At 64.5% G+C, this 22557-nt stretch carries 21 protein-coding genes and 1 pseudogene; 6 read left to right on the top strand and 16 right to left on the bottom strand.

All coding sequences use genetic code 11. From position 1 onward, the window contains the following. Window positions 1-103 precede the first annotated feature (103 nt). The 9 genes from B3349_RS05240 to B3349_RS05280 all read right to left on the bottom strand — a co-directional run bounded on the left by B3349_RS05240 (window position 104) and on the right by B3349_RS05280 (window position 9788). On the bottom strand, window positions 104-2743 hold the full coding sequence (locus tag B3349_RS05240; RefSeq protein WP_291587002.1) for a sensor domain-containing protein: 2640 nt from the start codon (window positions 2741-2743) through the stop codon (window positions 104-106). A gap of 375 nt (window positions 2744-3118) precedes the next feature. Then, window positions 3119-4042, bottom strand: a complete 924-nt coding sequence (locus tag B3349_RS05245) for an enoyl-CoA hydratase-related protein (protein ID WP_291587003.1) — start codon at window positions 4040-4042, stop codon at window positions 3119-3121. A 161-nt stretch (window positions 4043-4203) separates the two neighbouring features. Continuing rightward, window positions 4204-4518: a DUF2322 family protein gene (locus B3349_RS05250; RefSeq protein ID WP_291587240.1), complete on the bottom strand. Its 315-nt coding sequence runs from the start codon at window positions 4516-4518 to the stop codon at window positions 4204-4206. A gap of 188 nt (window positions 4519-4706) precedes the next feature. After that, a complete protein-coding gene (gene chrA, locus B3349_RS05255) occupies window positions 4707-6035 on the bottom strand; it encodes a chromate efflux transporter (RefSeq protein WP_291587005.1) in 1329 nt (442 codons plus the stop codon). Window positions 6036-6275: 240 nt separating this feature from the next. Then, on the bottom strand, window positions 6276-7034 hold the full coding sequence (locus B3349_RS05260; protein ID WP_291587007.1) for a hypothetical protein: 759 nt from the start codon (window positions 7032-7034) through the stop codon (window positions 6276-6278). Window positions 7035-7043: 9 nt separating this feature from the next. Then, the gene (locus B3349_RS05265) at window positions 7044-7532 is read right to left on the bottom strand and encodes an EVE domain-containing protein (protein ID WP_291587009.1); all 489 of its coding nucleotides are present in this window, start codon (window positions 7530-7532) and stop codon (window positions 7044-7046) included. A gap of 144 nt (window positions 7533-7676) precedes the next feature. Continuing rightward, window positions 7677-7931: a GlsB/YeaQ/YmgE family stress response membrane protein gene (locus B3349_RS05270; RefSeq protein ID WP_280013964.1), complete on the bottom strand. Its 255-nt coding sequence runs from the start codon at window positions 7929-7931 to the stop codon at window positions 7677-7679. 266 nt (window positions 7932-8197) lie between these two features. Further along, a complete protein-coding gene (locus tag B3349_RS05275) occupies window positions 8198-8983 on the bottom strand; it encodes a glutamine amidotransferase (protein ID WP_291587012.1) in 786 nt (261 codons plus the stop codon). 97 nt (window positions 8984-9080) lie between these two features. Next, complete coding sequence (locus B3349_RS05280) at window positions 9081-9788, bottom strand: DsbA family protein (protein ID WP_291587014.1); 708 nt, start codon at window positions 9786-9788, stop codon at window positions 9081-9083. Window positions 9789-10047: 259 nt separating this feature from the next. Between B3349_RS05280 and B3349_RS05285 the strand changes: the two genes are divergently transcribed. Continuing rightward, complete coding sequence (locus B3349_RS05285; RefSeq protein WP_291587016.1) at window positions 10048-10293, top strand: hypothetical protein; 246 nt, start codon at window positions 10048-10050, stop codon at window positions 10291-10293. A gap of 108 nt (window positions 10294-10401) precedes the next feature. Here B3349_RS05285 and B3349_RS05290 read toward each other — a convergent pair whose 3' ends face one another. From B3349_RS05290 to lptF, 5 genes are all read right to left on the bottom strand, one after another. After that, entirely contained in the window at window positions 10402-11562 is a 1161-nt protein-coding gene (locus B3349_RS05290) for a pyridoxal phosphate-dependent aminotransferase (RefSeq protein WP_291587018.1), read from the bottom strand. An 81-nt stretch (window positions 11563-11643) separates the two neighbouring features. Further along, a complete protein-coding gene (locus tag B3349_RS05295) occupies window positions 11644-12585 on the bottom strand; it encodes a CysB family HTH-type transcriptional regulator (protein ID WP_280013969.1) in 942 nt (313 codons plus the stop codon). A 43-nt stretch (window positions 12586-12628) separates the two neighbouring features. Continuing rightward, entirely contained in the window at window positions 12629-13051 is a 423-nt protein-coding gene (locus B3349_RS05300; RefSeq protein WP_291587020.1) for a sirohydrochlorin chelatase, read from the bottom strand. Then, entirely contained in the window at window positions 13048-14148 is a 1101-nt protein-coding gene (gene lptG / locus B3349_RS05305; RefSeq protein WP_066534356.1) for an LPS export ABC transporter permease LptG, read from the bottom strand. The genes B3349_RS05300 and lptG overlap by 4 nt, the downstream gene beginning before the upstream one ends. After that, the gene (gene lptF / locus B3349_RS05310) at window positions 14145-15257 is read right to left on the bottom strand and encodes an LPS export ABC transporter permease LptF (RefSeq protein ID WP_291587021.1); all 1113 of its coding nucleotides are present in this window, start codon (window positions 15255-15257) and stop codon (window positions 14145-14147) included. Before lptF ends, lptG begins: the two co-directional genes overlap by 4 nt. 24 nt (window positions 15258-15281) lie before the next feature. Between lptF and B3349_RS05315 the strand changes: the two are divergent. The 3 genes and pseudogenes from B3349_RS05315 to B3349_RS05325 form a co-directional block, all read left to right on the top strand. After that, a pseudogene (locus B3349_RS05315) lies at window positions 15282-16778 on the top strand (leucyl aminopeptidase); the annotation flags it as partial. A gap of 166 nt (window positions 16779-16944) precedes the next feature. Then, the gene (locus tag B3349_RS05320) at window positions 16945-17376 is read left to right on the top strand and encodes a DNA polymerase III subunit chi (RefSeq protein ID WP_291587023.1); all 432 of its coding nucleotides are present in this window, start codon (window positions 16945-16947) and stop codon (window positions 17374-17376) included. Next, complete coding sequence (locus tag B3349_RS05325) at window positions 17376-18017, top strand: hypothetical protein (protein WP_291587024.1); 642 nt, start codon at window positions 17376-17378, stop codon at window positions 18015-18017. Before B3349_RS05320 ends, B3349_RS05325 begins: the two co-directional genes overlap by 1 nt. A gap of 101 nt (window positions 18018-18118) precedes the next feature. On the opposite strand, the gene B3349_RS05330 is transcribed toward B3349_RS05325, so the two are convergent. Then, window positions 18119-19123, bottom strand: coding sequence for a D-2-hydroxyacid dehydrogenase family protein (locus B3349_RS05330; RefSeq protein WP_291587026.1), 1005 nt, complete (start codon window positions 19121-19123; stop codon window positions 18119-18121). Window positions 19124-19436: 313 nt separating this feature from the next. Between B3349_RS05330 and B3349_RS05335 the strand changes: the two genes are divergently transcribed. Together B3349_RS05335 and mnmH are read left to right on the top strand one after the other, a co-directional pair. After that, the gene (locus B3349_RS05335) at window positions 19437-20186 is read left to right on the top strand and encodes a hypothetical protein (protein ID WP_291587028.1); all 750 of its coding nucleotides are present in this window, start codon (window positions 19437-19439) and stop codon (window positions 20184-20186) included. A gap of 241 nt (window positions 20187-20427) precedes the next feature. Continuing rightward, window positions 20428-21480, top strand: coding sequence for a tRNA 2-selenouridine(34) synthase MnmH (gene mnmH, locus B3349_RS05340; protein ID WP_291587029.1), 1053 nt, complete (start codon window positions 20428-20430; stop codon window positions 21478-21480). A 175-nt stretch (window positions 21481-21655) separates the two neighbouring features. On the opposite strand, the gene B3349_RS05345 is transcribed toward mnmH, so the two are convergent. Beyond that, window positions 21656-22183, bottom strand: a complete 528-nt coding sequence (locus tag B3349_RS05345) for a PepSY domain-containing protein (protein WP_291587031.1) — start codon at window positions 22181-22183, stop codon at window positions 21656-21658. Between the last annotated feature and the right edge of the window lie 374 nt (window positions 22184-22557).

Raw genomic sequence — 22557 nt, forward strand, 5'->3', positions numbered from 1 at the left:
CAGATGGCACGGCATACGCCTGGAGCCGTTACTCCGCACTGGGCTTCTCAGCCCAGGGCCTGCCCGGAGGTGGGAGACTGCCTGCCGGGCCTGTCCGGCTCCGTCAAGGGCGGATGAATTCGCAGCCCCCTGGGGTGGGCACATGGCCAGCCACCGGCGCGCGGCTCTGCAGGTTGCAGGCCAGCCAACCGGGAAGTTCCGACGGTTGAAGAGGCTTCGCAAACAGGAACCCCTGGGCTGCCGGATAGCCCAGGTCCTTGAGCAGCTTGCGCTGCGCATCGGTTTCCACCCCTTCCGCCACCACAGACAGGTGCAGGCTTTTGCCGACGCCCAAAATGGCGCTGCTCAGGGAGCGTGCCGCTTCATCGTGCTGCAAGTCGGCGACAAAGCTGGGGTCCAGCTTCAGTTCGCTCACGGGCAGGCGGCGCAGGTAGCTCAGGCTGGAATATCCGGCGCCAAAGTCCTTCATGGAAAGCCGCACGCCCTGCCTGTGGATGTCGTGCAGTGTTTTCAGCGTGGCGGGATTGGCATCCTGCAGAATGCTTTCCGTCAGTTCCAGGGTGAGGTCCTGCGGTTGCAGTCCATGGCGGTGCAGCGTATCGGCAGTCATCTGTGCCAGATCGAGGTGCTGAAAATCCGTGGGGGAGAGATTGACCGATACGGCCGGCACGCCGACGCCTTCCCGGCGCCACTGGGCCAGCTGGCGACAGGCTTCATCCAAGGCCCAGCGGCCAAGTTCTGCCGTCAGGCCGTGCTCCTGTGCCAGTGCGATGAACTGTGTGGGTGGAATTTCCCCCATCTCTGGATGCGTCCAGCGGGCGAGTGCTTCCACGCCATAGAGTTCGCCGGTTGCCAAATCGATTTGCGGCTGGTACTGCAACCGCAGGCGCAGTTGTCTGTCCTGCAAGGCGTTGCGCAGCTCCATCTCCAGCATCAGCTTCTGCTGTGCCGCATGGTTCATTTCGTGGCTGAAGAAGCAGAACCTGCCCCTGCCGATGCTTTTTGCCTGGTACATGGCCATGTCGGCATGCTGCAGCAGCGTCTCCAGATCGTGCCCATCGGCGGGGAACAAGGCAATTCCGATGCTGGCAGACAGCGACAGGCGGGTTTTTTTGATGGTCAGCGGTTCGGCCAGCAGCACCTGCAAGCGCTCGATCGTGCTGGTGGCATGGTCCGCATCGCATTGCGTTAGCACTGCGGCAAATTCATCGCCGGACAGGCGACCGACGATGTCGTTGGCGCGCAGTACCTGCTGCAACCGGGCTGCCATGGTGCGCAGCAGCTCGTCACCGGCGCCATGGCCCAGGGAGTCGTTCACCTGCTTGAAGCGGTCCAGGTCAATGAACAGTACGGCCAGTTGTTCGTGGTTGCGCGTTGCCGAGGCGATGGCCTGGTCCGCCTTGGCGCGCAGCAAGGCCCGGTTGGGCATGCCGGTCAGGCCATCGTAGAACGCCAGCTGGCGAATGCGGTGCCGGTCCGATTCGCGCTCCAGTGCCAGGGCGCACAAATGCGTACACGCATTGATCAGCTTCTGGTGAAAGTCCCGTGAGGCTTCGGCCCGTGGTTCCCGGAAATAGAAGGCAAACGTGCCGATAGGCTGGAGCTGGCTGTTGCAGATGGGAGTCGACCAGCAGGCCTGGTACCCCAGTGGCAGTACCAGGTGCCGATACTGCTCCCAGAGAGGGTCTTGCGCGATGTCGTCCACCACCACCGGTGCATTGCGCCAGGCTGCCGTGCCGCAGGAGCCGGCGGCAGGACCGATGGACTGTCCGTCCAGAAGCTGCGCATACGCTTGGGGCAAGCTCGCGCCCGCCAAAGGGTGCAGCAATCCCTGGGCATCCACTTCCAGCACCGATGCCGTCACCTCCGGTGCAATCCGCTCGACTTCCTGGCAGACCAGCTCCAGGACCTCCGTCAATGGCTGCTCGCGTGCCAAGGCCTCCAATACGCGGTGCTGCAATGCCTCGTGCATCTTGGAGCGGGTGATGTCCGTGAGCATCGAAACGGTGTAAGTCCATGCACCCTGCGCATCCTGGATCGGATTGCTGATGACCTTGACCCAGTAGCGCTGACCGCTTTTGCCCACCACAATTTCTTCCCGCTCCACGGATGCCCCGGAACGCAATGCGCCGTGGTAGTTTTCTGAAAATTCGGGCGGCAGGTGCGGTGCCAGCAGGCCGATGGGGGCCCGTCCCAGTACTTCCTCGTTCTGCCAGCCAAATAGGCGGCTGAACCCACGGTTCACATGCAGGATGCGGGAGTCCTTGTCGCTGATGATCAATGCCGCATCCGAGGTGTCTGCGATCAGCGTCAAACGCGTGAGATGTTCCTGCTGGGCCTGCTCTTTGACGTAGCGGTCTGTGATGTCGGTCGCAATCTTGAGAATGTGCTGCACCTGGCCCTGTGCATTGAATACCGGGGAATACGTGGCATCCAGCCAGCAACTACGGCCATCGTCGCGTACGCGCTCCACGGAACCGGAATAGGAGTTGCCGGCACACAGATCTGACCAGATGGTGCTGTAGCGCCCACTGTTGAGCAAGGCTTGCGGACAGAAGCTGCTGTGCTTTCTGCCCTGTGCCATTTCATGCGACAAACCAAACAGCTGCAGATAATTGGCATTGGCGTGGCGCAGCGTGCCATCGAGCTCGAACTCTGCAATGGCCATGACCCGGTCGAGTGCCATCAACTGCTCCGTGCCCAGATTGCGAGGAAAGTCATCCAACAGGGTTTCACCTTTCATGCGCTCCTCCGACCGATCCTTCTGGTGCCGACAATGGCCCGCCACATGCACGAACCCCGCGTTAGGGGACGTTCATGTTAGGAGGGTTGTCGGAGCAGGAAATACCATTTAGCCATGGATAGGAAGCGGGTATCCATGTGAAGAACCCCATAGCCTGAATGCGGCGCAGACCGCAGGGGGTGGAATGCACATGATTCTGATCGGTCTTCGCTGGCAGCGGACCTTCCGGCCACGCTGTGGGGAGGCACGGGGCACTGTGGAAGGCATAAAAAATCCCGGACTCTCCGGGATTTTTGCTGTGGATGCCTGTGGCGCGTGAGGTCCGCTCCAGTGGGCGCCATGCGCGGCGCGCAGCGTGTCGACGCTTGTATGGGGCTATTCCGTTTCCAGCGTTCCAAACTGCCGGTACCCGCCGGTTTCCGGAAAGCTTCCCGCACGCTTTTGCTGGCCAGCCTGGACGGCTTCCATCACATGGCGGTTGCTCCAGATGCCGGACTGTAGCCAGCCCATCTGGCGCAGGCTGTCCTGCACGCTGTGGTCGCGTGCGTAGTGCAGGGCCTGCTTGGTACCCCAGATGGCTACGGGTGGGTGCCGGGCAATCTCCCGGGCGCAGGCCATGGCAGCTTGCAGTGCGGCGTCAGGGGTGTCGAGCACGGCATTGACAAAGCCCTGTTGCAGGGCCTGGGCTGCGGGCCAGCGCCGACCGGTGTAGGCCAGCTCCTTGACAAGCCCCATGGGCAGCAGCTTGGGCAGACGCTGCAGGCTACCGATGTCGGCGACCATGCCGATGTTGATTTCCTGCACGCAGAAGAAGGTGTCCTGTGTGGCGTAGCGTATGCAGGCACAGGCCACCATGTCCAGCGCACCGCCGATGACGCCGCCCTGCAGCGCGGCAAGCACCGGCAGGCGCAGTTCTTCGAGGCGGGTGAGCGTGGCCTGCATGTTCCACAGCATCTCGGCCAGCGCGGCGCGGCCTTCAGGCGTGCGGTCGTCCGGGGCAAAGTCGGGGTTGGCAAAGGTCTCCAGGGCCATGCCGGCCGAGAAGTGCTTGCCGGTGCTGCTGATGACCAGAACGCGGGCGGAACAGGCGTCTTTGCCGTGCTGCAGATGGTGAAGCACGGTGTCCAGCTCGCGCCAGAAGCCGGGGCTCATGGTGTTGAGGCTGTCCGGGCGGTTGAGCTGCAGGTGGGCAATGTGGTCCTGCAGCGTCCAGCGAAAGTGACTGAGGGCGGGGAGGGGCGAAGCGCTGGAATCGGCAGCAGCGGCCGATGCGGTGGTGGAGGCGGTCGATGTGGTCATGCGCTGCACTCTAGGCGGCGCTGCGGCCGTGCACCACTGGCGTAAACACCGGATGCGCACCGCCAGTGCCAACCGCTGTGGCGCGGAATACGCTCCTGCCGGTTGCGGCCCTCTGGCTGGCGCGTGGGCGACAGGCTGGCAGCAGCCTGTCTGCAGCGCAATCAGGCCGGGTCGATCTGCACGGTGAAGCCCTTGCCGGTGGCGATGACCTCCAGCAGGCGGTCGATATTGGGATGGGCACCGGGGCGGGCCTTGGCGTCTTCGGTGTGCTCGGCAAAGATCTGCAGGCCTTCTTCGGCCGCTGCCACATTGATGCTGCCGTGCTTGGCTACCAGGGCGTTGTACACGGTGACCGAACCCGCCTTGCCCGGGGCATTGGGTATGGTGGCGACCACGGCGCCGCTGTCGTCCAGCAGGTGCAGGGCGGCAATGTGGGTGATGGCGGGCAGCTGGCGCAGGTTGTCGGCAAAGGCCATGGTCAGGGCTTTCAATTCAAGAGGTCTGGAAAAACACAGCCGCTGGAGGCCAGGACTGCGGCCGCTATTGTGGCCCGGAGTGATGCCCCGGTTGGCGAAGCCCGGGGCAGTCTGGGTATATGCCGTTCATGAACCAGATCTTGGATCATCCGGCGCAGGCTTGCTCTGGCGGGATGCTGGCTGCGGCCTCAAGACGCCAGCACATAGCCCAGGCCTGCAGCCAGCAGCACCACAGCCACGGGCGGCACACGGGCCACGGCCAACAGCGCCAGGTACAGCAGGGCCAATGCGCAGTCCTCCCGGCTGTAGATGGCACTGGTCCACACCGGGTCGTACAGGGTCGCCAGCAGCAGTCCCACCACCGTGGCGTTCACCCCGGCCAGCACGCGCTGGGCCACAGGGTGAGCGCGCAGCGCGGCCCAGAACGGCATGGCACCAAGCACCAGCAAGGCGGCCGGCAGAAAAATGGCCACCAAGGCCAGCAGGCCACCCAGCCAGGCCGACCATGCCCCCGACCCCAAGCCTAGCGGCAGCAGCGCACCCAGATAGCTCGCCAGCGTGAACAGCGGTCCTGGTACGGCCTGGGCGGCGGCATAGCCGGCCAGAAACTGCTCGCTGCTCAGCCAGCCGGGTTGCACCACGCCGCCTTGCAGCAGCGGCAGCACCACATGGCCGCCGCCAAATACCAGCGCTCCGGCCCGGTAGAACACGCTGGCTGCGTGCCACAGGGGTGACTGGGTGCCGTGGGCCAGCAGTGGCAGGGCCAAGCCCAGCAGCAGGCACAGCAGCAGCAAGGCCGCGCCGGTGCGGCGGGAGATGCCAGTGTCTGGAGCGAGGTCGGTGACCGCCGACGCGGACAAGGCGGGCCGTACCCAGCGCCAGCCGATCAGTGCGCCCAGTCCAATCAGCAGCAGCTGCACGCTGGCGCCGAAGTGGCTGGTCAGCAGCAGAGTCAGCACTGCCGCGCTGAGCGCCAGGGCGGCGCGCAGCCGGTCCGGGCACAGGCTGCGGCCCATGCCCCAGACGGCCTGGGCTACCACCGCCACGGCCACCAGCTTGAGCCCGTGCAACACGCCGTGGAACGCGTCCTCATGCCCCCCAGCCTGCGACAGGCCCAGGGCCAGGGCGGTCAGCAGCAGAGCCGACGGCAGTGTGAAACCCAGCCACGCTGCCAGCGCTCCCCAGCCGCCGGCACGCAACTGGCCCAGGGCCATGCCCACCTGGCTGCTGGCCGGACCGGGCAGGAATTGGCACAACGCCACCAGATCGGCGTACTGTGCATCGCTGAGCCATTGGCGCCGCTGCACGAAGGCCGTGCGGAAATAGCCCAGATGTGCCACCGGCCCGCCAAACGAGGTCAGGCCCAATTGCAGAAAGACGATGAACACTTCCAGCACCTGGCGCCAGCGTGCGGGTGGCCGCGAGGTCGGGGCTGCGGGCGGCGACTGAATGCCACTGCCCGGGTTGCCTGGGGTGAGGTCTTGGGGGCTGGCTGTGCGGTCAGGATGCAGCGGCATTGCGGGGGCGACAGGGGCTGCGGCAGGTGGGGGAGCAGATGGAGAGGGCATGGTGGCACGAGAGAGGATGGCACCAGCATAGCTCCGGCATGTGAAAGTCCAGGGTCCGCGGTGCGGATGCGACCATAGCGGCTGTGCCGGGATGGTGTGGTCTTGCAGCAGCTTCTTTCCGGCACGGCGCCCGCTGGCTACGCTGGCCTCCGGGTGTGCGCACAGAGGCGGCGTGCGGCGCGGGACGGGTCACTCTGTCTCGGAACCGCTCTCTTTGTGCAGCCCTCCCAGCCCCATGCCGACGCCCATGCCTCCCATGCCACCGGCAGCCGCACCGCCGCCTCCACCACCTGCGCGGCCCCCGCCGGCTGCCGCACCCGCGCTGCCTGGAGCACCGGTTGCGCGCCGGGCGTTGCCACCACTGGTGCTGCTGCGCGTGGGGCCCTGGTTGGGGATGGTGATGTGGGCGGGAATCGGCTCCAGGTCCAGTGCCGCGCGGATGAACTGGCGCAGAGAGGCCACCAGCGGCGCGGTCTCGATGGCGCGGCCGGCCACCATGTCCTGCGCAGCCTGTGCGGCCAGACGCACCTGCTCTTCGGTGCCCAGCAGGATCACATCGGACAGGGCCGCTTCCACGCTATCGCGCGTGCGGCGCTGGCGTTCGCTGCTGCTCGAGGTTGGAATGTCGTCACTGTCTTCGCCGGTGCTGTCTTCGGCTTCGGCGGCATCTGCCATGGTTTCCGCACGGCGTGCGGCGGCGTGGACGTCACGCAGATGTACGGGACTGACGGCCAGTTCCCCGGTGAAGCTGCCGCCCAGGGTCTTGTAGACGGCCATCAGGGTTTTGAGCCGCTCGTTGATCTGGCGGTTTTCGCGTTCACGGCGTTTCTGGATGGTCTGCATGAACACCAGGCGTATGCCCACCATCAGCAAGGTGATCAGCAGGAGGCTGGCCACCGTGGTGAGGATGGAGGACCAGGAGCTGAAATCGATCATGCCGCCGCGCATGGTGTCTCCTCAGGTTGCAGACTGCAGCAGCACGCGCTGGATGTAGTCCCATTCTGCCGGGGTGACCTCGGTGATGGACAGACGATTGCCGCGCTGCAGCACGCGCATGTCCTGCAGTGCGGCATGTTCGCGCAACTCGGGGATGAGGATGGGGCGGGTCTTGCGCAGGGCCTGTACATCCAGCAGCAGCCAGCGTGGCTGGTCGGGACTGCTCTTGGGGTCGTAATAAGGCGACGTCGGATCGAACTGGCTGTCGTCCACGCGCAGACCTCCGGCGATGCGCGCCAGGCCGTAGATGCCGGGTTCGGCGCAGCTGGAATGCCAGTACAGCACACCATCGCCCACGCGCATCTGGTCGCGCATGTAGTTGCGCGCCTGGTAGTTGCGCACGCCATCCCAGGCAATGGTCTGCCCGGGCGCCGCGAGCGCGTGGTCGATGGAGTAGGCATCAGGCTCGTTCTTCATGAGCCAGTAGCGGGGCGTGGAAGCATCGGTCATGGCTGCAATGATCGCCGATTTGGTGCCGCTGGAGTGGGTTGGTGCCGCATGCGCCATGGGCGAAAAAAAGCAGGTGTACCGGGGTACACCTGCCGTGGGACGCTGACGACCGGGGCGCAGCGCGGGCTGCGGCCGTCTGCCGGCTCAGCGGGCCTTGCTGCGGACCAGGTTGTAGATGAACAGCAGGACGATCGCGCCGATGACGGAGGCGATCCAGCCGGCGGCTTCACCCTGGGCGTACAAGCCCATGGCCGCACCCAGATAGCTGGCCAGGAAAGAGCCGGCAATGCCCAGCAGGATGGTCATGATCCAGCCCATGCCATCGTCGCCCGGTTTGAGCGCGCGTGCGATCAGGCCCACGATCAAACCCACAATCAAGGTACCAATTAGCGACATCATCTTTGATCTCCAAAAGCAATAGGGGCTACTCTAAAGAGCGCGCGCGGCGTGGGTTGTCGGACAGGGGCTTTTTGATGGTGCGGCGCACTGCGCGTGTGCATTGTGACAAGCCCGGTGCGGGCGCTGGCCGCCCAGTATGTCAAGAAACGTCCTGAGACCCTGATTCCTGTGGAGCGGATTGCTATCGAATAGGAGAGAGGCGGGATAGACAGTCTGTCCGGCGCAGCGGGCGCAGGCCCGCAGCCTGGATGCTGCCGCGGCCGTGCTCAGGCCATACAGGGCTGCGGGGCCGTATCGGTGCGCAGTTGCTGGTGGGCATAGTGCGCAAAGCGCGGAAGCAGGCGCGCGGCCCAGGGCGTGCTGCACACGGGCCACTCGCTGCTGTCGGCGCTGGACAGCGCGTGGCTGTGCAGGCTGTGGCGCACATGGTCCACATAGGCTTGCATCACCAGTGCATCGAATTCCGGGTGGAACTGCACGCCCCAGGCATGCGCACCCCAGCGAAAGCCGTGGTGGGGTTCGTGCGGGTTGGCCGCCAGCACTTGGGCGCCTGCAGGCAGGCGGCGTACCGACTGGTAGTGCACGGCATGGGCTTGAAAGCGGGCAGGCAGGTCGTGCCACAACGGATCCAGCGCGGCGGCGCGCTGGGCATCAACCGGCACCGTGCCCAGCTCCAGGCCGGCCGGATGCGGGGCGACCTGCCCACCCAGGGCCTGGGCCAGCAACTGGTGGCCAAAGCAGATGCCCAGCATGGGCAGATCCTGCTCGGCCAGGGTGCGCAGCCAGTCCTCGCAGCGCAAGCACCAGTCGGCACCGTCGGTGACCATGTCGTGCGAACCGGTGATGACCAGGCCGGCCATGGCGCTGCGCTCCGGCCACTGCCAACCGGCTGCGGTGCAGGTGTGGGCATCCAGCACGCGGATGTCCAGCGGTGTGCCGGCCAGACCCTGGGTGATCCAGTCTTCAAAATCGCCATGCGCTGCCGCGAGCGTGGGCAGGGTGGATCCGGTTTTGAGGATGTACAGAGCTGGTGTGGCGGATATGGCAGGCATGAAGCGTTCCCAGAGCGTGTCAGATATGCATTCTTTGCATGCAAGAATCATGCCGTTTGTCTGCCGGCCAAGTGTCCGCACGCCCTGGGGCAAGGGATCAGTCGACCGGCAGAGAGAGTAGCCACTGCGCCAGTGCGTCGCGCCAGACGGTGGGCTGACCCAGAAAGCTGGCAGTGTCCACGCGTTGCAGCTGTACCGGGACATCTGGCGCGGTCTGCCATTCCAGCACCCAGGTGGGAAAGCCCTGGCCTCCGGCGCGCTGCAGCCACTGGCGGCTGTCCCGAATGTGGTCGATCGTGCGGTCGCCCAGTTGCATCACATAGGCTGCCGCAAATTGCTGGGTGTCGAGCCCGGCCTCGGCGGCGATCTGCTGCAGGGTGTCGGCATCGCTGATGGTGCGGCCTTCCGCGTAGTGCGCGTGCTGGATGCGGTGTAGCAGATCCAGGGCGTGGACTTGTGGCTGGTCGCTGGCTTGGTCCATGGCCTGCACGGCCAGCAGGGCGGTAATGGGTGGACCAGAGTCCAGCGGCGTACCCACCTGGTTCAGCAGGACGTCGGTGTAGGCCGAGCCAAAGGGCTGGCCGGTCAGCTGGGCTATGCGGTGGTCGTGTGGCAACACGTGGTCGCGCCAGTCGGTCGTGATGCGCCGTGCGTGCGGGCCTGCCAGCATGCCACCGGCATGCCATTGCACGACCAGGCCGGGCAATTGGCGTGCGGCATCCACAAGTGGTGCGGCGCCATAGCACCAGCCGCACAGTGGATCAAAGATGTAGTGCAGGGTGGGTGCGGTGCGGGCGGAGGTCATCAGCTGTGGGCAAGGGGTGGAGATTGCCCGCAGTATGGCCCAGCAGCAATCACCCGCCACTGTGCTGTCTGTCGTTGGGGTGTGTCGGCGCGGGTGAAATATCCGATGCCCTGGATGCCATCGCCGTCACGCAAAGCCCACCCCACAGACAGCCCGAAGTGGCAGGTAGTGCGCAAGCATGCAAACAGACGGGAGGGCCTGTCGGCGCATCCGCTGGACTGTGTCCACCGCCACTTCGCACCGCCTTCGGGCGGCTGCTATGGACATTGTGTTGCACCTGCTGGGCAGTGTGTCCAGCTTTTTGCTGCGCTTGCTGGGGTTTCAACTGCTCTTTTTCTGGCCCGGCTGGCTGGTGCTCAGGTTGCTCACGCTGGGGTGCTATCCACGCTTTCTGGGCCCGCGGTGCAATGCCTGGGCGTATGAAGACGTGGAGCTGGTCAGCTGCATAGGGCTGGTTGCCGTGCTGCTGGCCCTGGCGCTGTGGGCACACTATGGAGCCGGGTAAGGCTTGCAGTTGCGGCGGTGGCTGCTTGGCGGTGTCTGGCCTGAAAAGGCCTGCGCCGAGGTGAATCGGCCTGGTGGGGCAAGGGCCTGCACAGGCCCTTTGGGGTGCTTACAGCTTGCGCAGCCGTTCCAGCGCGGCGCGCAGGGTGTCGTCCTGCTTGGCAAAGCAAAAGCGCACCACTTTCTGATCGAAGCCGTCGCCGTAGAAGGCGGACAGCGGAATGGCGGCCACGCCGACTTCCTTGACCAGCCATTGGCAGAACTCGGCCTCGTTCAAATCGCTGATGGCGGAAATGTCGGCGCACTGGAAGTAGGTGCCGGCCGTGGGCAGCAGCTTGAAACGGGTATGGCTCAGACCTTCGGCAAACAGATCGCGCTTGCGCTGGTAGAAGGCAGGCAGTTCCAGGTACGGCGCCGGGTTCTGCATGTAGGTGGCCAGGCCGACCTGCATGGGGGTGTTCACGGTGAACACATTGAATTGGTGCACCTTGCGGAATTCGGCCGTCAGCGCGGCGGGGGCGGCCACGGTGCCGACCTTCCAGCCTGTCACGTGGTAGGTCTTGCCAAAGCTGGAGACGATGAAGGTGCGTGCCGCCAGGCCGGGGAAGCGCGCCGCGCTTTCGTGCTGGGCGCCGTCAAACACCATGTGCTCGTACACCTCGTCGCTGATCAGCAGCACATCGGTGGGGGCCAGCAGGTCTTCGAGCTGCTGCATCTCTGCCGCCGTCCATACCGTAGCGCTGGGGTTGTGTGGCGTGTTGACGATCATCAGCCGCGTTCTGGGCGTGATGGCTGCGGAAATCTTGGCAAAGTCCGGGCGGAAGGTGCCGGGGGTCAGCGGTACCCGGACGATGGTGCCGCCGGCCATCTCGATATTGGGGGCGTAGCTGTCGTAGCAGGGGTCCAGCACGATCACTTCATCGCCGGCCTGCACGGTGGCCAGGATGGCAGTCAGGATGGCCTGGGTGGCGCCTGCGGTGATGGTGATCTCGGTTGCCGCGTTGTACTGGCGGCCATGGAGGGTGTGGATTTTCGCGGCCACCGCTTCGCGCAGCTGGGGCATTCCGGCCATGGGTGGGTACTGGTTGTGGCCAGCACGCATGGCATCGTTGACGGCGTCCAGCAGCGTGGGGTCGCAGCCAAAGTCCGGAAAGCCCTGGCCCAGGTTGACGGCCTGGTGTTCGGCGGCCAGGGCCGACATCACGGTGAAGATGGTGGTGCCCACATGGGGCAAGCGGCTGGGGAAACTGGGAGTGTGGGCGGTGGTCATCGCTCAATCGCAAAAAGGCAAAAGCCCGGGGGCTAGGGGGCTAGCGCCGGGCTGGGGAAAGTCTCTGGGTGAACTGTACGCTCACAGTTCGTAATCGTTGACGTGGCCGGTCATTGCCCGCGCGATCAGGTCGCGGCTGAGGCGGTCGCTCAGGGTTTCGGCAAACTTGTAGACGAAGTTGCGCAGGTAGGCGCCACGCTTGAAAGCCACGCGCGCTACGCTCTGACCGAACAGGTGGCCGACGGGGCGGGAGACCAGGTCCACGCCCGGATCGTCACGCATGGCCATTTCGGCCACGATGCCGATGCCCAGGCCCAGGCGCACATAGGTCTTGATCACGTCCGAATCAATGGCTTCCAGCACGATGCGCGGGGTGATCTTGCGCGTGGCAAACGCGGTGTCGATCTTGTTGCGGCCGGTGAAGGAGGGGTGGTAGGTGATCAGCGCTTCCTGACCGATGTCTTCCAGACCGATGCGTTCCTTGGTGGCCAGCGGGTGGCCCTTGGGCACCACCAGCACGTGCTGCCATTCATAGCAGGGCAGGGTGACCAGGTCGGGGTAGTCGGCCAGCGATTCGGTGGCCATGCCGATTTCTGCCACTTCATCCAGCACCATGCGCGCCACTTCGTGGGGCGTGGCCTGGTGCAGGCTGATGGTGACCTTGGGGTAGGCGTCGCGCAGCTTGGCTACTGCATTGGGCAGCACATAGCGCGCCTGGGTGTGGGTGGTGGCAATGCTGAGGGTGCCGCTGTCCTGGGCACTGAACTGCTCGCCGATGCGCTTGAGGTTACCGACTTCACGCATGATCAGCTCGATGCTTTTGAGCACATGCTGGCCAGGTTCGGTGATGCGCTTGAGGCGCTTGCCGTGGCGGGCGAAGATGTCCACGCCCAGTTCTTCCTCCAGCTCGATGATGGCCTTGGAGACGCCTGGCTGCGAGGTGTGCAGCGCTTTGGCGGCCTCGGTGAGGTTGAGGTTGCGGCGGGCGGCCTCTTGAACGAAGCGGAATTGGTGCAGATTCATAAGCGGATGTCGGCTGGCGTGGACATCATTATGAATGATTTATCTAAAGTTTTGGTTCTTTATATATGTGCTGCTGTGCGATTTGTGCCAACAGGCCGATGACCCGGGGGTCTTCGCCCACGGCGGTGGCGCTGTCCAGCTGCACGCCGGGGTGCTGCTGGCGGGCTTGCTCCAGCAGCAGGGGCAGGTCTTCGCGCGCGTGGCGGCCGGTGCCCAGAAACAGCGGCAGCACGGTAATGCGGGTGCAGCCCTGGGCGACCAGTTGCGCAATGGCGGTGGGCAGCGAAGGGCTGCTGATCTCCAGGTAGGCGCACAGGCAGAGCGCGCCCGGCTGTTCTGCCAGCAGTTGATCGCGCACGGCCTGCATGGGGCGGTGCCACAGCGGGTCGCGCGAGCCATGTGCGAACAGCACCAGGCCCGCTGCCGGAGCGGCGGGGCCGGGGTCGCTGTGGGTAGATGGGTTCATCGCCGCAGCACCAGCCAAGTGAATGCGCCCAGGGACAGCAACGAATAGATCACCCCGGGGGCTGCTGCTGTCAGCATGGGCTGCCAGTTGTTCAGATTGCCGGCGTAGCCAAAGACGTTGTTGAGCAGGAAGAAGCTGATACCGGCCATCACACCGCCGAACACATAGCCTGCCAGTCCGCCGGAGCGGAAATGCAGATAGGCAAAAGGCAGGGCCAGCACCACCATCACCAGGCAACTGAGCGGGTAGAACAGCTTGCGCCAGAACTCGATCTCGTACTTCTGCGCCGACTGGTCGTTGCTCTGCAAATGCTGGATGAAGCGGAACAGCTCAATGGTGGGCATGCGATCAGGCTTGTGCACGGCCGCCGCCACCATGTTGGAGGTGAGATTGGTGGCGAAGTCGTATTCGGCTTCGGTGTAGCGCTGCAGGCGCGCTTGTGTGGGTTCGGGGTAGCTGAACTCGGAGCGGCGTACCTGGCTGAGCTTCCACAGGTCGTTGTCCTTCACCTCGGCTTTTTCGGCATGGATCTGGCGCAGCATGCGGCCGTCGGCATCGAACTCGAAAATGCGCACGCCCAGCAACTCGTCGTCACGGATGTTGCGCACATTGATGGCCAGGGTCCTGCCGTCTTTGCGTTCCTTCAGCCAGGCTCCTGTCGCCCCGGAGGTGACGGTGCCACCCTGGAACTTGGCCTGGGTGGCCGATGCGGCGCGTTCGGACAGCGGAGCGATGTAGTCCCCTATCAGAAAGGTAAGCACCACAAAGCCGGCGCCAATGGTGACCAGGGTGCGCAACGCCAGCCAGGGGCCCAGGCCGCTGGTGCGCATGATGGTGAATTCCGAGCTTTGCGCCAGGCGGGCCATCACGTAGATGGTGCCGATCAGCACGGTGATGGGCAGCAGCTCGTACAGGTGATTGGGCACTTCCAGCAGCACCACCAGCATGGCCTGGGGGACGCCGTACTGCTCGTAGCGGCCCACATAGCGCATTTCGTCGAGCAGGTCGAAGAAGAAGAACAGCGCCAGGAAGGCCAGAGTCACAAACGCCACCGTGGTGATGACGTCCTTGAAGATCATTTTGCGCAGTGTCTTCATGCCGAAGCTCCTTGCGGTACTTGGGCGCGGCGTTGCAGCAGTTGTCGGGGCGACCAGCGGTGGTGGCGAATCATCAGGGTGGCCAGGGCGATCCCCAGGACCGCGCCGTGCAGGCCGAGCAGGAAGCCCAGCATGGACATGCGGCCGGAGACGACCCAGCTTTGGCCCACGGTCATCAGGTTGTAGTAGACCACGAATGCCAGCAGCGCGACGGCCAAGCTGGTGCTTTTGGCGGCACGCGGGTTGGCGTTGGTGATGGCCAAGGCCAGCAGCACAAAGTTGAGTGCTGCCAGGGGCAGGCCCAGGCGCCAGCCCAGCTCGGCCCGGTCCTTGGGCGCGTCAGAGGCCAGCAGTGCTGCCGTGGGCTGGGATTTGGTGGCCAGGGCTTCGGCGCTGGCGCTGCTGCCGTCCGACAGGCGCAGTGCGTATTCCTGAAACTGGCTGATGCGCAGCCCCGCTCCGTCGGGCTTGGTCTCGATGCGTTGGCCATCGGTCAGCACGGCCATTCTCACGCCTTGCTGCACGCGCAGATGGGCGCTCTTGGCGGAGGTAACGACCTCTTTGCCATTGCTGTTGTCGACGATGAAGACATTGCTCGCAGATTCGGAGGACACGGATTCCTTGTCGATGAAAAACACCCGCTGGCCGTCCGAGGATTCTTGGAACTCTCCGGGGGCAATGCGGTCCACATCGCTGCGCTGCTCGAATTGTTCACGCATCTGCTGCACCTGCTGGTTGCTCCAGGGCCAGACCCACAGGCCCAGCACGGCGACGATCAGCAGCACCGGCCAGGCAAAGCGCAGCAGCGGCTTGACCAGACTGGCCAGGCCGCGGCCGCTGGCAAACCAGATCACCATTTCGCTGTCACGGTACATGCGGGTGAGCGTGCCGACAATGGAGACGAACAGGCTCAGCATCAGGATGGTGGACAAATGGCTGAGCACGGTGAAGCCCATGACCAGCAGCACGTCGGATGGGCTGACATTGCCCTTGGCGGCCTGGCCTAATGTGCGGATCAGCATCATGGTCATGACCACGGTAATCAACACCACCAGGGTGGCGCCAAAGCTGCGGGCCAGCTCCTTGCGTATGGATGAATCGAATAACATCGGCTTTAAAGGAAAACACCGATTATGAACTTTGATCTCAAGGCCTTGAACTTGGCGGGTGCTGCCGCTGAAAAATGTGATGCGCTGGTGCTGCTGGTGCCCGACGCTTTCAAGCCCGGCAAGGACGCGCTGTCACAGTGCGTGGCGCAGGCGCGCAAGGCAGGGGATCTGGACAATGGTGCCGGCAAGCAACTGGCGCTGTACCAGCCCGCAGGCGTGGCGGCCCGCCGCGTGCTGTTGCTGGGCGCGGGTACGGCCTCTGCCAAGGAAGTGCGCACCGCGCTGACAGCGGCTGCCAGCACCCTCAAGGCCACGGGCTGCAAGCGTGCGGTGGTGTGCCTGTCGGCCCTGCCGGATGCGGCGGCGGTGACGGCCGCCGCCGTGCAGACGCTGGCCGATATCAGCTATGTGTACACGGCGACCAAGCCCGAAGCCAAGGCCCTGGCCTGGACGCGTACCACCGTGGGCGTGCCCGACAAGGCTGCGGCCGCACAGGCATTTGCCCTGGGCGAGGCCTTGGCCTCTGGCGTGGGCATGGCCCGCGAATGGGCCAACCGCCCCGCCAACCATGCCACGCCCACCATGCTGGCCGCTGCGGCCAAGGCCTTGGCCAAGCACAGCGGTATCCAGTGCAAGGTGCATGGCCCCAAGGAAGTGGCCAAGCTGGGCATGGGCGCTTTCATGGCGGTGGCCCAGGGCTCGGCCCAGCCGCTGCAGTTCATTGAACTGCACTACAACGGCGCAGCCAAGTCGCAGGCGCCGGTGGTGCTGGTGGGCAAGGGCATCACGTTCGACACCGGTGGCATCTCGCTCAAGCCGGCTGCGGGGATGGACGAGATGAAGTTCGACATGGGTGGCGCCGCCAGTGTGCTGGGCGTGTTCCGCGCGCTGGCCGAGCTGCGCCCCGCCATCAATGTGGTTGGCCTGATCCCGGCCTGCGAAAACATGCCCGACGGCACGGCCGTCAAGCCCGGGGATGTGGTCACCAGCATGAGCGGCCAGACCATCGAGATTCTGAACACTGATGCTGAAGGCCGTCTGGTGCTGTGCGATGCGCTGACCTATGCCGCACGTTTCAAGCCTGCCGCACTGGTGGACGTGGCCACGCTCACCGGTGCGTGCGTGATTGCCCTGGGCGGCATCCGCAGCGGCATGTACGCGACCAGCGATGCACTGGCCGATGCCTTGCAGAAGGCGGGCGATGCCGCGCAGGACCTGTGCTGGCGCATGCCGCTGGACGACGACTACGCTGAGGGCCTGAAGACGACGTTTGCCGATGTGGCCAATGTGGCAGGCCGTGCCGCGGGCTCGGTCACCGCCGCCAAGTTCCTGCAGCGCTTTGTGGGCGACATCCCCTGGGCGCATCTGGACATCGCAGGTACCGCATGGAAGGAAGGCGCTGCCAAGGGCGGCACCGGCCGCCCGGTGGGCCTGCTGGTGCACTATCTGCTGGGCCAGGTGGCCACGGCAGCCAAAACTGCCAAGCCGGTAAAGGCCAAGGCGCCCCAGGCGGTGGTTGCGGACAAGGTCGCCAAGAGCGCGAAGCCGGTGAAAGCCGCCAAGGCAGTCAAAACCGTCAAAGCTGTCAAGGTGGCGCAGCCTGCTGCGGCATCCGACACGGCGCCGACGGCCAAAGCCGCGCTGACGCCGGTGGAAGCTGCGCGCGATTGAGAAGGCGGGTGCTGTGATGACCGAGGTGGCTTTTCACTTCAACGCGCCGGACAAGTTGGGCTATGTCTGCCGGTTTGTGCGCAAGGCACTGCGCCATGGGGCGCAGGTGACTGTTACCGCCCAGCCCGGCGTGCTGGCCCATCTGTCGGCGCGGCTGTGGAAAAGCGCGCCCAGCGATTTTCTGGCCCATGCCGGCCCTGGGGCCGACCCGCAGGTGCAGGCCTTGTCGCCGGTGGTCCTGGTGCAGCAGGCCGAGGCCTCACCGCACCGCGACATCCTGCTGAATCTGGGCGAAACCGTGCCCGATGGACTGGAAGGTTTTGCGCGGGTGGTGGAGGTGGTGTCGCTGGACGATATGGACCGCGCGATGGCCCGCAACCGCTGGAAAGACTATGCGGCACGTGGTCTTGCCATCCAGCGGCATGATCTGGTGCTGAAAGGAATGTGATGGAGCCGTTTGGCCGCCAACCGCCGCGTTTTGTGCCGACACTGACCGATGTGGTGCCGGAAGGCCTGCCGCTGGCAAAGCCTGCGCAGCAGGAGCCGGTGCTGGAAGACCTCGTAGACGCGCCGGGATTGTCGTCGGAGTCTGCCGCCGGCATGCCTGCGGGACCGGAGGGCGTACCGCAGGCGGGTGCGCAGCCAGTAGCAGGATCCGTGTCGGAACCCGTGCTGACGTCTTTCGTGCCAGCCGATACGGCAGGTATGCCTGAGCCGGCACAGATGGACCCGGTGCTGGCGGAGCCGCCTGCGGACTGGCTTCGTGGGGAAGCGGATTCTGTGGCAGGCGGCTATGCCGATATGCCTTTGGTGCTGGATCTGCCCGAGCCCGCAGCGGAGCCCGCACCTGTGCCAGCGTGGGATGCCGCAGCCCTGCACGAGATGCTGGTGGAGCGTATTCTGGCGCGGGTCCAGCCCCAGCTGGAGGCGCATCTGCGCGAAGTGGTGGCAGATGTGGTGTCCATGCATGCCCAGGCCATGTCGCGCAGCCTGCATGCTGCCGTGGAGGATGTGGTGCAGCACGCCGTGGCCGACGCGATCACCCAGGAGCAGATCCAGGCCCAGCTGGGGATTCAGTCCCCTCTATAGCGCTGAAGGTGTGCCGGTGGTGGGGGCGTTGTCGCTCCGGAAAACAATAAAGGCCTGCTGATGCAGGCCTTTTTGATAAGGACATGGTTTCGTGGAATGGCTCAGCGCGGAGCAAGCACCGCGGGGTTGACGATGTTGGTCGGCTTGCCTTGGACGAAATTCACCACATTGTCAAAAGCCGCGCCAAAGTACAGTTCGTAGTTGTCCTGTTCCACATAGCCGATGTGCGGCGTGCAGATGCAGTTCTCCATGCGCAGCAGCGCATGGCCTTGCAGGATGGGCTCAGACTCGAACACATCCACCGCGCCCATGCCGGGGCGGCCGTGCTGCAAGGCCGTGGCCAGCGCGTCTGGCTCCACCAGCTCGGCCCGCGAGGTGTTGACGAACAGGGCCGTGGGTTTCATCAGCGACAGGTCCCGCAAGGTGATGCAGTGCTGCGTATCGGGCGTGAGCTTGAGGTGCACGGACAGAATGTCGCAGGTGGAGAAAAAGTCTTCGCGCGAATGGGCCACCTGGTAGCCATCGGTCAGTGCCTTGGCGCGTGAGGCCTCGCGCCCCCAGACCTTGACGCCCATGCCAAAGGCCTTGGCGTAGCCGGCCACGATCTGGCCGATGCGGCCATAACCCCAGATGCCCAGAGTGCGACCGCGCAGCACGGTGCCCAGGCCGAAGTTGGAAGGCATCGAGGCCGCCTTGAATCCGGACTGCTGCCAGGCGCCATGTTTGAGATTGGCGATGTATTGCGGCAGGCGGCGGCTGGCCGCCATGATCAGTGCCCAGGTCAGCTCGGCTGGTGCAACCGGGGAACCCACGCCTTCTGCCACGGCAATGCCGCGCTCGCTGCATGCCTGCAGATCGATGTGCGGGCCCACGCGGCTGGTTTGTGAAATCATCTTCAGCCGGGGCAGCTTCTCCAGCAAAGCACGTGTGATGGGCGTGCGTTCGCGGATCAGCACAATGATGTCGGCATCACGCAGTCGCACAGCCAACTGGCCCACGCCTTTGACCGTGTTGGTGAAAACCTTGGCGTTGAAAGCGTCCAGACGGCTGGCGCAGTGGAGCTTGCGAACTGCGTCTTGGTAGTCGTCCAGGATCACGATATTCATGGGAGCGTGGCCTTATCAAACCGAGAAGAAGTGAAACAGATGCAAAGCTTGCCTGCACGCGCATGTGGTCTGCAGTCTGCCACGGCGAATCTGCAGCACAAATGTGTATTCTCTTCCGAAACGTGCGTTAAAACTATGTGAAACCGGTGTGTGCGCGTAAAACCGTGCGCCATGGATGCTATGGATTTCCATCTGGCGATAGCGCGAAGTGTTGGCGTGGCGATAGAAGGTTGCAGAAGAACCGTATTCCTTCGCGGCACAAATGCGCTGTTGGCTGGCAGCGGGCGGCGAGCTGGTCTGTTACGTTGGGCTGATGCAAAGTTGGAATCGATCGCAATGGCGTGCTGCTGGGCTGCAATGTCTGGCAGGCGTGCTGCTGGGAGGGTTGGGTGGCTGCGTCAGCGCCCCGGCGCCGCACGGTGCGGTGCAAGGGGAGAAATTCTCAGCCGAGGAAATATGGCAGTCCGACAGCAACCGCATGGTCACGCTGGCGATGCGCGACAACCTGGAGAGCCTGTGGATGCTGGCAGACAAGCTCTACCAGCGGAACCCAAGGGAGTGGAAAAAGAGTGCCTCCAGCCGCGAAGCGGCACTGGTGCAATTGCGCAAGGCGGTGCTGGAGCGCCAGCCATGGCCCGATCTGCAAGGTCAGCGTGATATCGCCGCCTTGTCGCTGGCGCTGCAGCCGCAATTCGGTGGGGACCGCGTGGCGGGCTTTGTCTATGCGGCAGCAGATACGGTGATCACCGCCCATGGCAACAAGACCCGTTTCACTCTGGTTGATGGTCTGGATGCACAGCATGTCTTCAATGCCGCACGCAATCTGGAAGTGGCCAACTGGATCCTCAACAGCCGGCGCAATGCGGATGGTTCATCGTTGCTGCTGTCCAACCACATCGACGACAGCCAACGCAATCTGAGCTTCGAGCGGGAGATGGGCAAGATCATCGGCAGGCTGGATCTGGTGGCCAGCTATGCCACCGAGCGTTACCGTCGCTCGGTCATCGGCTATGGGCAAGGGCTGGTGGCCGGGCCGTTTCTGCAGTTTCTGCCGGTGCGCTGAATGCGTGGTGTAACCGGGGGGCGCTGTTCGGTGGCAGAGACCGGCTGGCAGGCGTGCCACAATCGCGGCATTGCAAGGACAGACCGGCGCAGCCATTGCCCGGTTCTGGCGTTTGTATCGAGGCTCGATCGACTCCCTTGCGCCATGCCGGCTTGCCGGGGCGCTACACCAGTGCTGCATTGCTGCACTGCGTCGATTGTTCCGGGGCCGGGCGCCTGCTGTTGTTCTAACGCTTTGTCCCGTGTCACACCGCCAACCCATACGCGTCGCTGATATCGCGCAGTTTGACGCCATCATCGACGCCCGCACCCCGGCCGAATTCGCGCTGGACCGCATTCCAGGCGCCATCAACTGCCCCGTCCTCAGCAACGAAGAGCGCGTGACCATCGGCACCATCTACAAGCAGGTCAGCCCTTTCGAGGCCAAGCGGCTGGGGGCAGCCATGGTTGCCGCCAATCTGGCGGGCCATCTGCGTGAAACCTTCGCCAACCAGCCAGCCCACTGGAAGCCGCTGGTGTACTGCTGGCGTGGCGGGCTGCGCAGCGGCTCCATGGTGACCTGGCTGAGGCTGGTGGGCTGGGACGCGCAGCAACTGGCCGGCGGCTACAAGGCGTTTCGCGGCCATGTGATTGCGCAGCTGGAGCAGCAGGTGCCCCGGTTACATCTGCGGGTGCTGTGTGGTGCCACCGGCAGTGCCAAGACCCGCGTGCTGCATGCCCTGCAGGCGCAGGGCGCGCAGGTCCTGGACCTGGAGGGCATGGCCAGCCACAAAGGATCGCTGTTGGGAGGCCTGCCTGGCGTCGAGCAGCCCAGCCAAAAGCATTTCGACACCTTGCTGTACACCCAGCTGGCACAGCTGGATCTGACGCGCCCGGTGTTTGTGGAAGGAGAAAGTCCCAAGATCGGTCGCGTGGCCCTGCCGTTGGCGCTGGTGGAGCAGATGCGCCAGGCACCGGTGGTAGAGGTGCGTGCCACGCCGGAGGCACGTCTGGCCTTTTTGCTGCGTGACTATGTCTACCTGGGCGACGACGCCGCAGGTCTGGCCTTCAAGCTGGGATTTTTGAAGGAACTGCAGGGCAGGGAACGCGTGACGCGCTGGCAAGGCTGGGCACAGCAGGGTGATCTGCCTGCACTGTTTGCCGAGTTGATGGCACTGCACTACGACCCGCAGTATGAGCGCTCCCAGGCCAAGCATTTTGTGCAGTGGGCGCAGCGTCAGGTGCTGGAAACAGACGATCTGACCGCACAGGGCATTGTTGCGCTGGCGGGTCAGATGTATGCCGGTCAGGAGTGAAGCGCAGCCAGGACGTTGCTGCAGACCCGCTGCCGCCGGCGCAGGGTCACGCGCAGCAGGCTTGGGGCGATTGCAATGGATGGCGGTGGGCGGCATGCAGCCACGGCCCCTGGCCTGGAGTTCATGGCATGAACATTGCCGTGCACGGGCGAGGCACTGGTCTTGCGTGTCGCACTCAATCGCGCTTGGCGCGGATCACCCGGCCGTCGGCCGCATCCACCTTGACTTCCATCAGCACGCCATCGGCCTGCAGCACGTTGACCTGGTAGCTGGTCGTGCCCCAGTGGTTGTCCAGCTCGGCACTGACTGCGGTGCCGGGGGTATGTGTGGTGGCGGACTGGATGGCCTGGGGCAGGCTGGCTTTGGCTTTTTCCAGGCGCTGCAGGTCTTTGCGTTTGGCCTTGCCGTCGTTCTTGTATGGGGTGGCCTGGCCGGTGACGGCGTTCACCCAGACCTCTACGCTCTCGCCATTGGGCGTGATGACTTCCATCTCATAGCGGGCTCCTGCCTGATCGCCTTTGTCCAATTCGGCTTCGATCACCGAGCCTGGCACGGCGCGGGTGGCGTTGTCGATGGCCTGGATCAGGCTGAGCTTGGACTGCGCCGTGAGCTGAAGCCATTCCGCGCCCGATTTGGCGTTGGCCAGGGTGCAGAACGCCACCGTGGCAAGGGCAAGAGCATAACTACGGGGGGAAAAGCGCATGCGGAACTCCTTGTGCAGTGCAAAACGAAGCAGCAAGCTTAGGCGATGCCGCGTGCCAAGGCGTGTCAGCCCAGGCCGGTAATTGGCACGCTGGCGGGACGCAATGTTGCAGCCAGCCTGCGACCTTGTGCCATCCTGGAGATGCTGGTGGCATGATACCGGCACGGGCGTTCGGCGCTGTGGTGGCGTTTCCAGCGTCGCACACCGTTGGGGCTGTGATCTGGCTCGCCGATACCGGGGCCAGCGGTGAAAAAGGCAGGGCCGGAGTGATGCTGGCTCAGACGGTGCAACGCCAGTGCGCTGCCGTGCTCTGCGTTTTGAACTGCCTGCGGCAAAGCGCTTGGCCGGTGCCGCCAACGGCTTCTGTTGGCTGG

The organism is Comamonas sp. UBA7528, assembly GCF_002479375.1.
Taxonomy (GTDB): domain Bacteria; phylum Pseudomonadota; class Gammaproteobacteria; order Burkholderiales; family Burkholderiaceae_C; genus Comamonas.

What these genes read in the sequence shown, in the direction of transcription:
- B3349_RS05240 (WP_291587002.1), bottom strand. Translation starts at nt 2,743, where the DNA reads ATGAAAGGTGAAACCCTGTTGGATGACTTTCCTCGCAATCTGGGCACG.
- B3349_RS05245 (WP_291587003.1), bottom strand. Translation starts at nt 4,042, where the DNA reads ATGACCACATCGACCGCCTCCACCACCGCATCGGCCGCTGCTGCCGAT.
- B3349_RS05250 (WP_291587240.1), bottom strand. Translation starts at nt 4,518, where the DNA reads ATGGCCTTTGCCGACAACCTGCGCCAGCTGCCCGCCATCACCCACATT.
- chrA (WP_291587005.1), bottom strand. Translation starts at nt 6,035, where the DNA reads ATGCCGCTGCATCCTGACCGCACAGCCAGCCCCCAAGACCTCACCCCA.
- B3349_RS05260 (WP_291587007.1), bottom strand. Translation starts at nt 7,034, where the DNA reads ATGCGCGGCGGCATGATCGATTTCAGCTCCTGGTCCTCCATCCTCACC.
- B3349_RS05265 (WP_291587009.1), bottom strand. Translation starts at nt 7,532, where the DNA reads ATGACCGATGCTTCCACGCCCCGCTACTGGCTCATGAAGAACGAGCCT.
- B3349_RS05270 (WP_280013964.1), bottom strand. Translation starts at nt 7,931, where the DNA reads ATGATGTCGCTAATTGGTACCTTGATTGTGGGTTTGATCGTGGGCCTG.
- B3349_RS05275 (WP_291587012.1), bottom strand. Translation starts at nt 8,983, where the DNA reads ATGCCTGCCATATCCGCCACACCAGCTCTGTACATCCTCAAAACCGGA.
- B3349_RS05280 (WP_291587014.1), bottom strand. Translation starts at nt 9,788, where the DNA reads ATGACCTCCGCCCGCACCGCACCCACCCTGCACTACATCTTTGATCCA.
- B3349_RS05285 (WP_291587016.1), top strand. Translation starts at nt 10,048, where the DNA reads ATGGACATTGTGTTGCACCTGCTGGGCAGTGTGTCCAGCTTTTTGCTG.
- B3349_RS05290 (WP_291587018.1), bottom strand. Translation starts at nt 11,562, where the DNA reads ATGACCACCGCCCACACTCCCAGTTTCCCCAGCCGCTTGCCCCATGTG.
- B3349_RS05295 (WP_280013969.1), bottom strand. Translation starts at nt 12,585, where the DNA reads ATGAATCTGCACCAATTCCGCTTCGTTCAAGAGGCCGCCCGCCGCAAC.
- B3349_RS05300 (WP_291587020.1), bottom strand. Translation starts at nt 13,051, where the DNA reads ATGAACCCATCTACCCACAGCGACCCCGGCCCCGCCGCTCCGGCAGCG.
- lptG (WP_066534356.1), bottom strand. Translation starts at nt 14,148, where the DNA reads ATGAAGACACTGCGCAAAATGATCTTCAAGGACGTCATCACCACGGTG.
- lptF (WP_291587021.1), bottom strand. Translation starts at nt 15,257, where the DNA reads ATGTTATTCGATTCATCCATACGCAAGGAGCTGGCCCGCAGCTTTGGC.
- B3349_RS05320 (WP_291587023.1), top strand. Translation starts at nt 16,945, where the DNA reads ATGACCGAGGTGGCTTTTCACTTCAACGCGCCGGACAAGTTGGGCTAT.
- B3349_RS05325 (WP_291587024.1), top strand. Translation starts at nt 17,376, where the DNA reads ATGGAGCCGTTTGGCCGCCAACCGCCGCGTTTTGTGCCGACACTGACC.
- B3349_RS05330 (WP_291587026.1), bottom strand. Translation starts at nt 19,123, where the DNA reads ATGAATATCGTGATCCTGGACGACTACCAAGACGCAGTTCGCAAGCTC.
- B3349_RS05335 (WP_291587028.1), top strand. Translation starts at nt 19,437, where the DNA reads ATGCAAAGTTGGAATCGATCGCAATGGCGTGCTGCTGGGCTGCAATGT.
- B3349_RS05345 (WP_291587031.1), bottom strand. Translation starts at nt 22,183, where the DNA reads ATGCGCTTTTCCCCCCGTAGTTATGCTCTTGCCCTTGCCACGGTGGCG.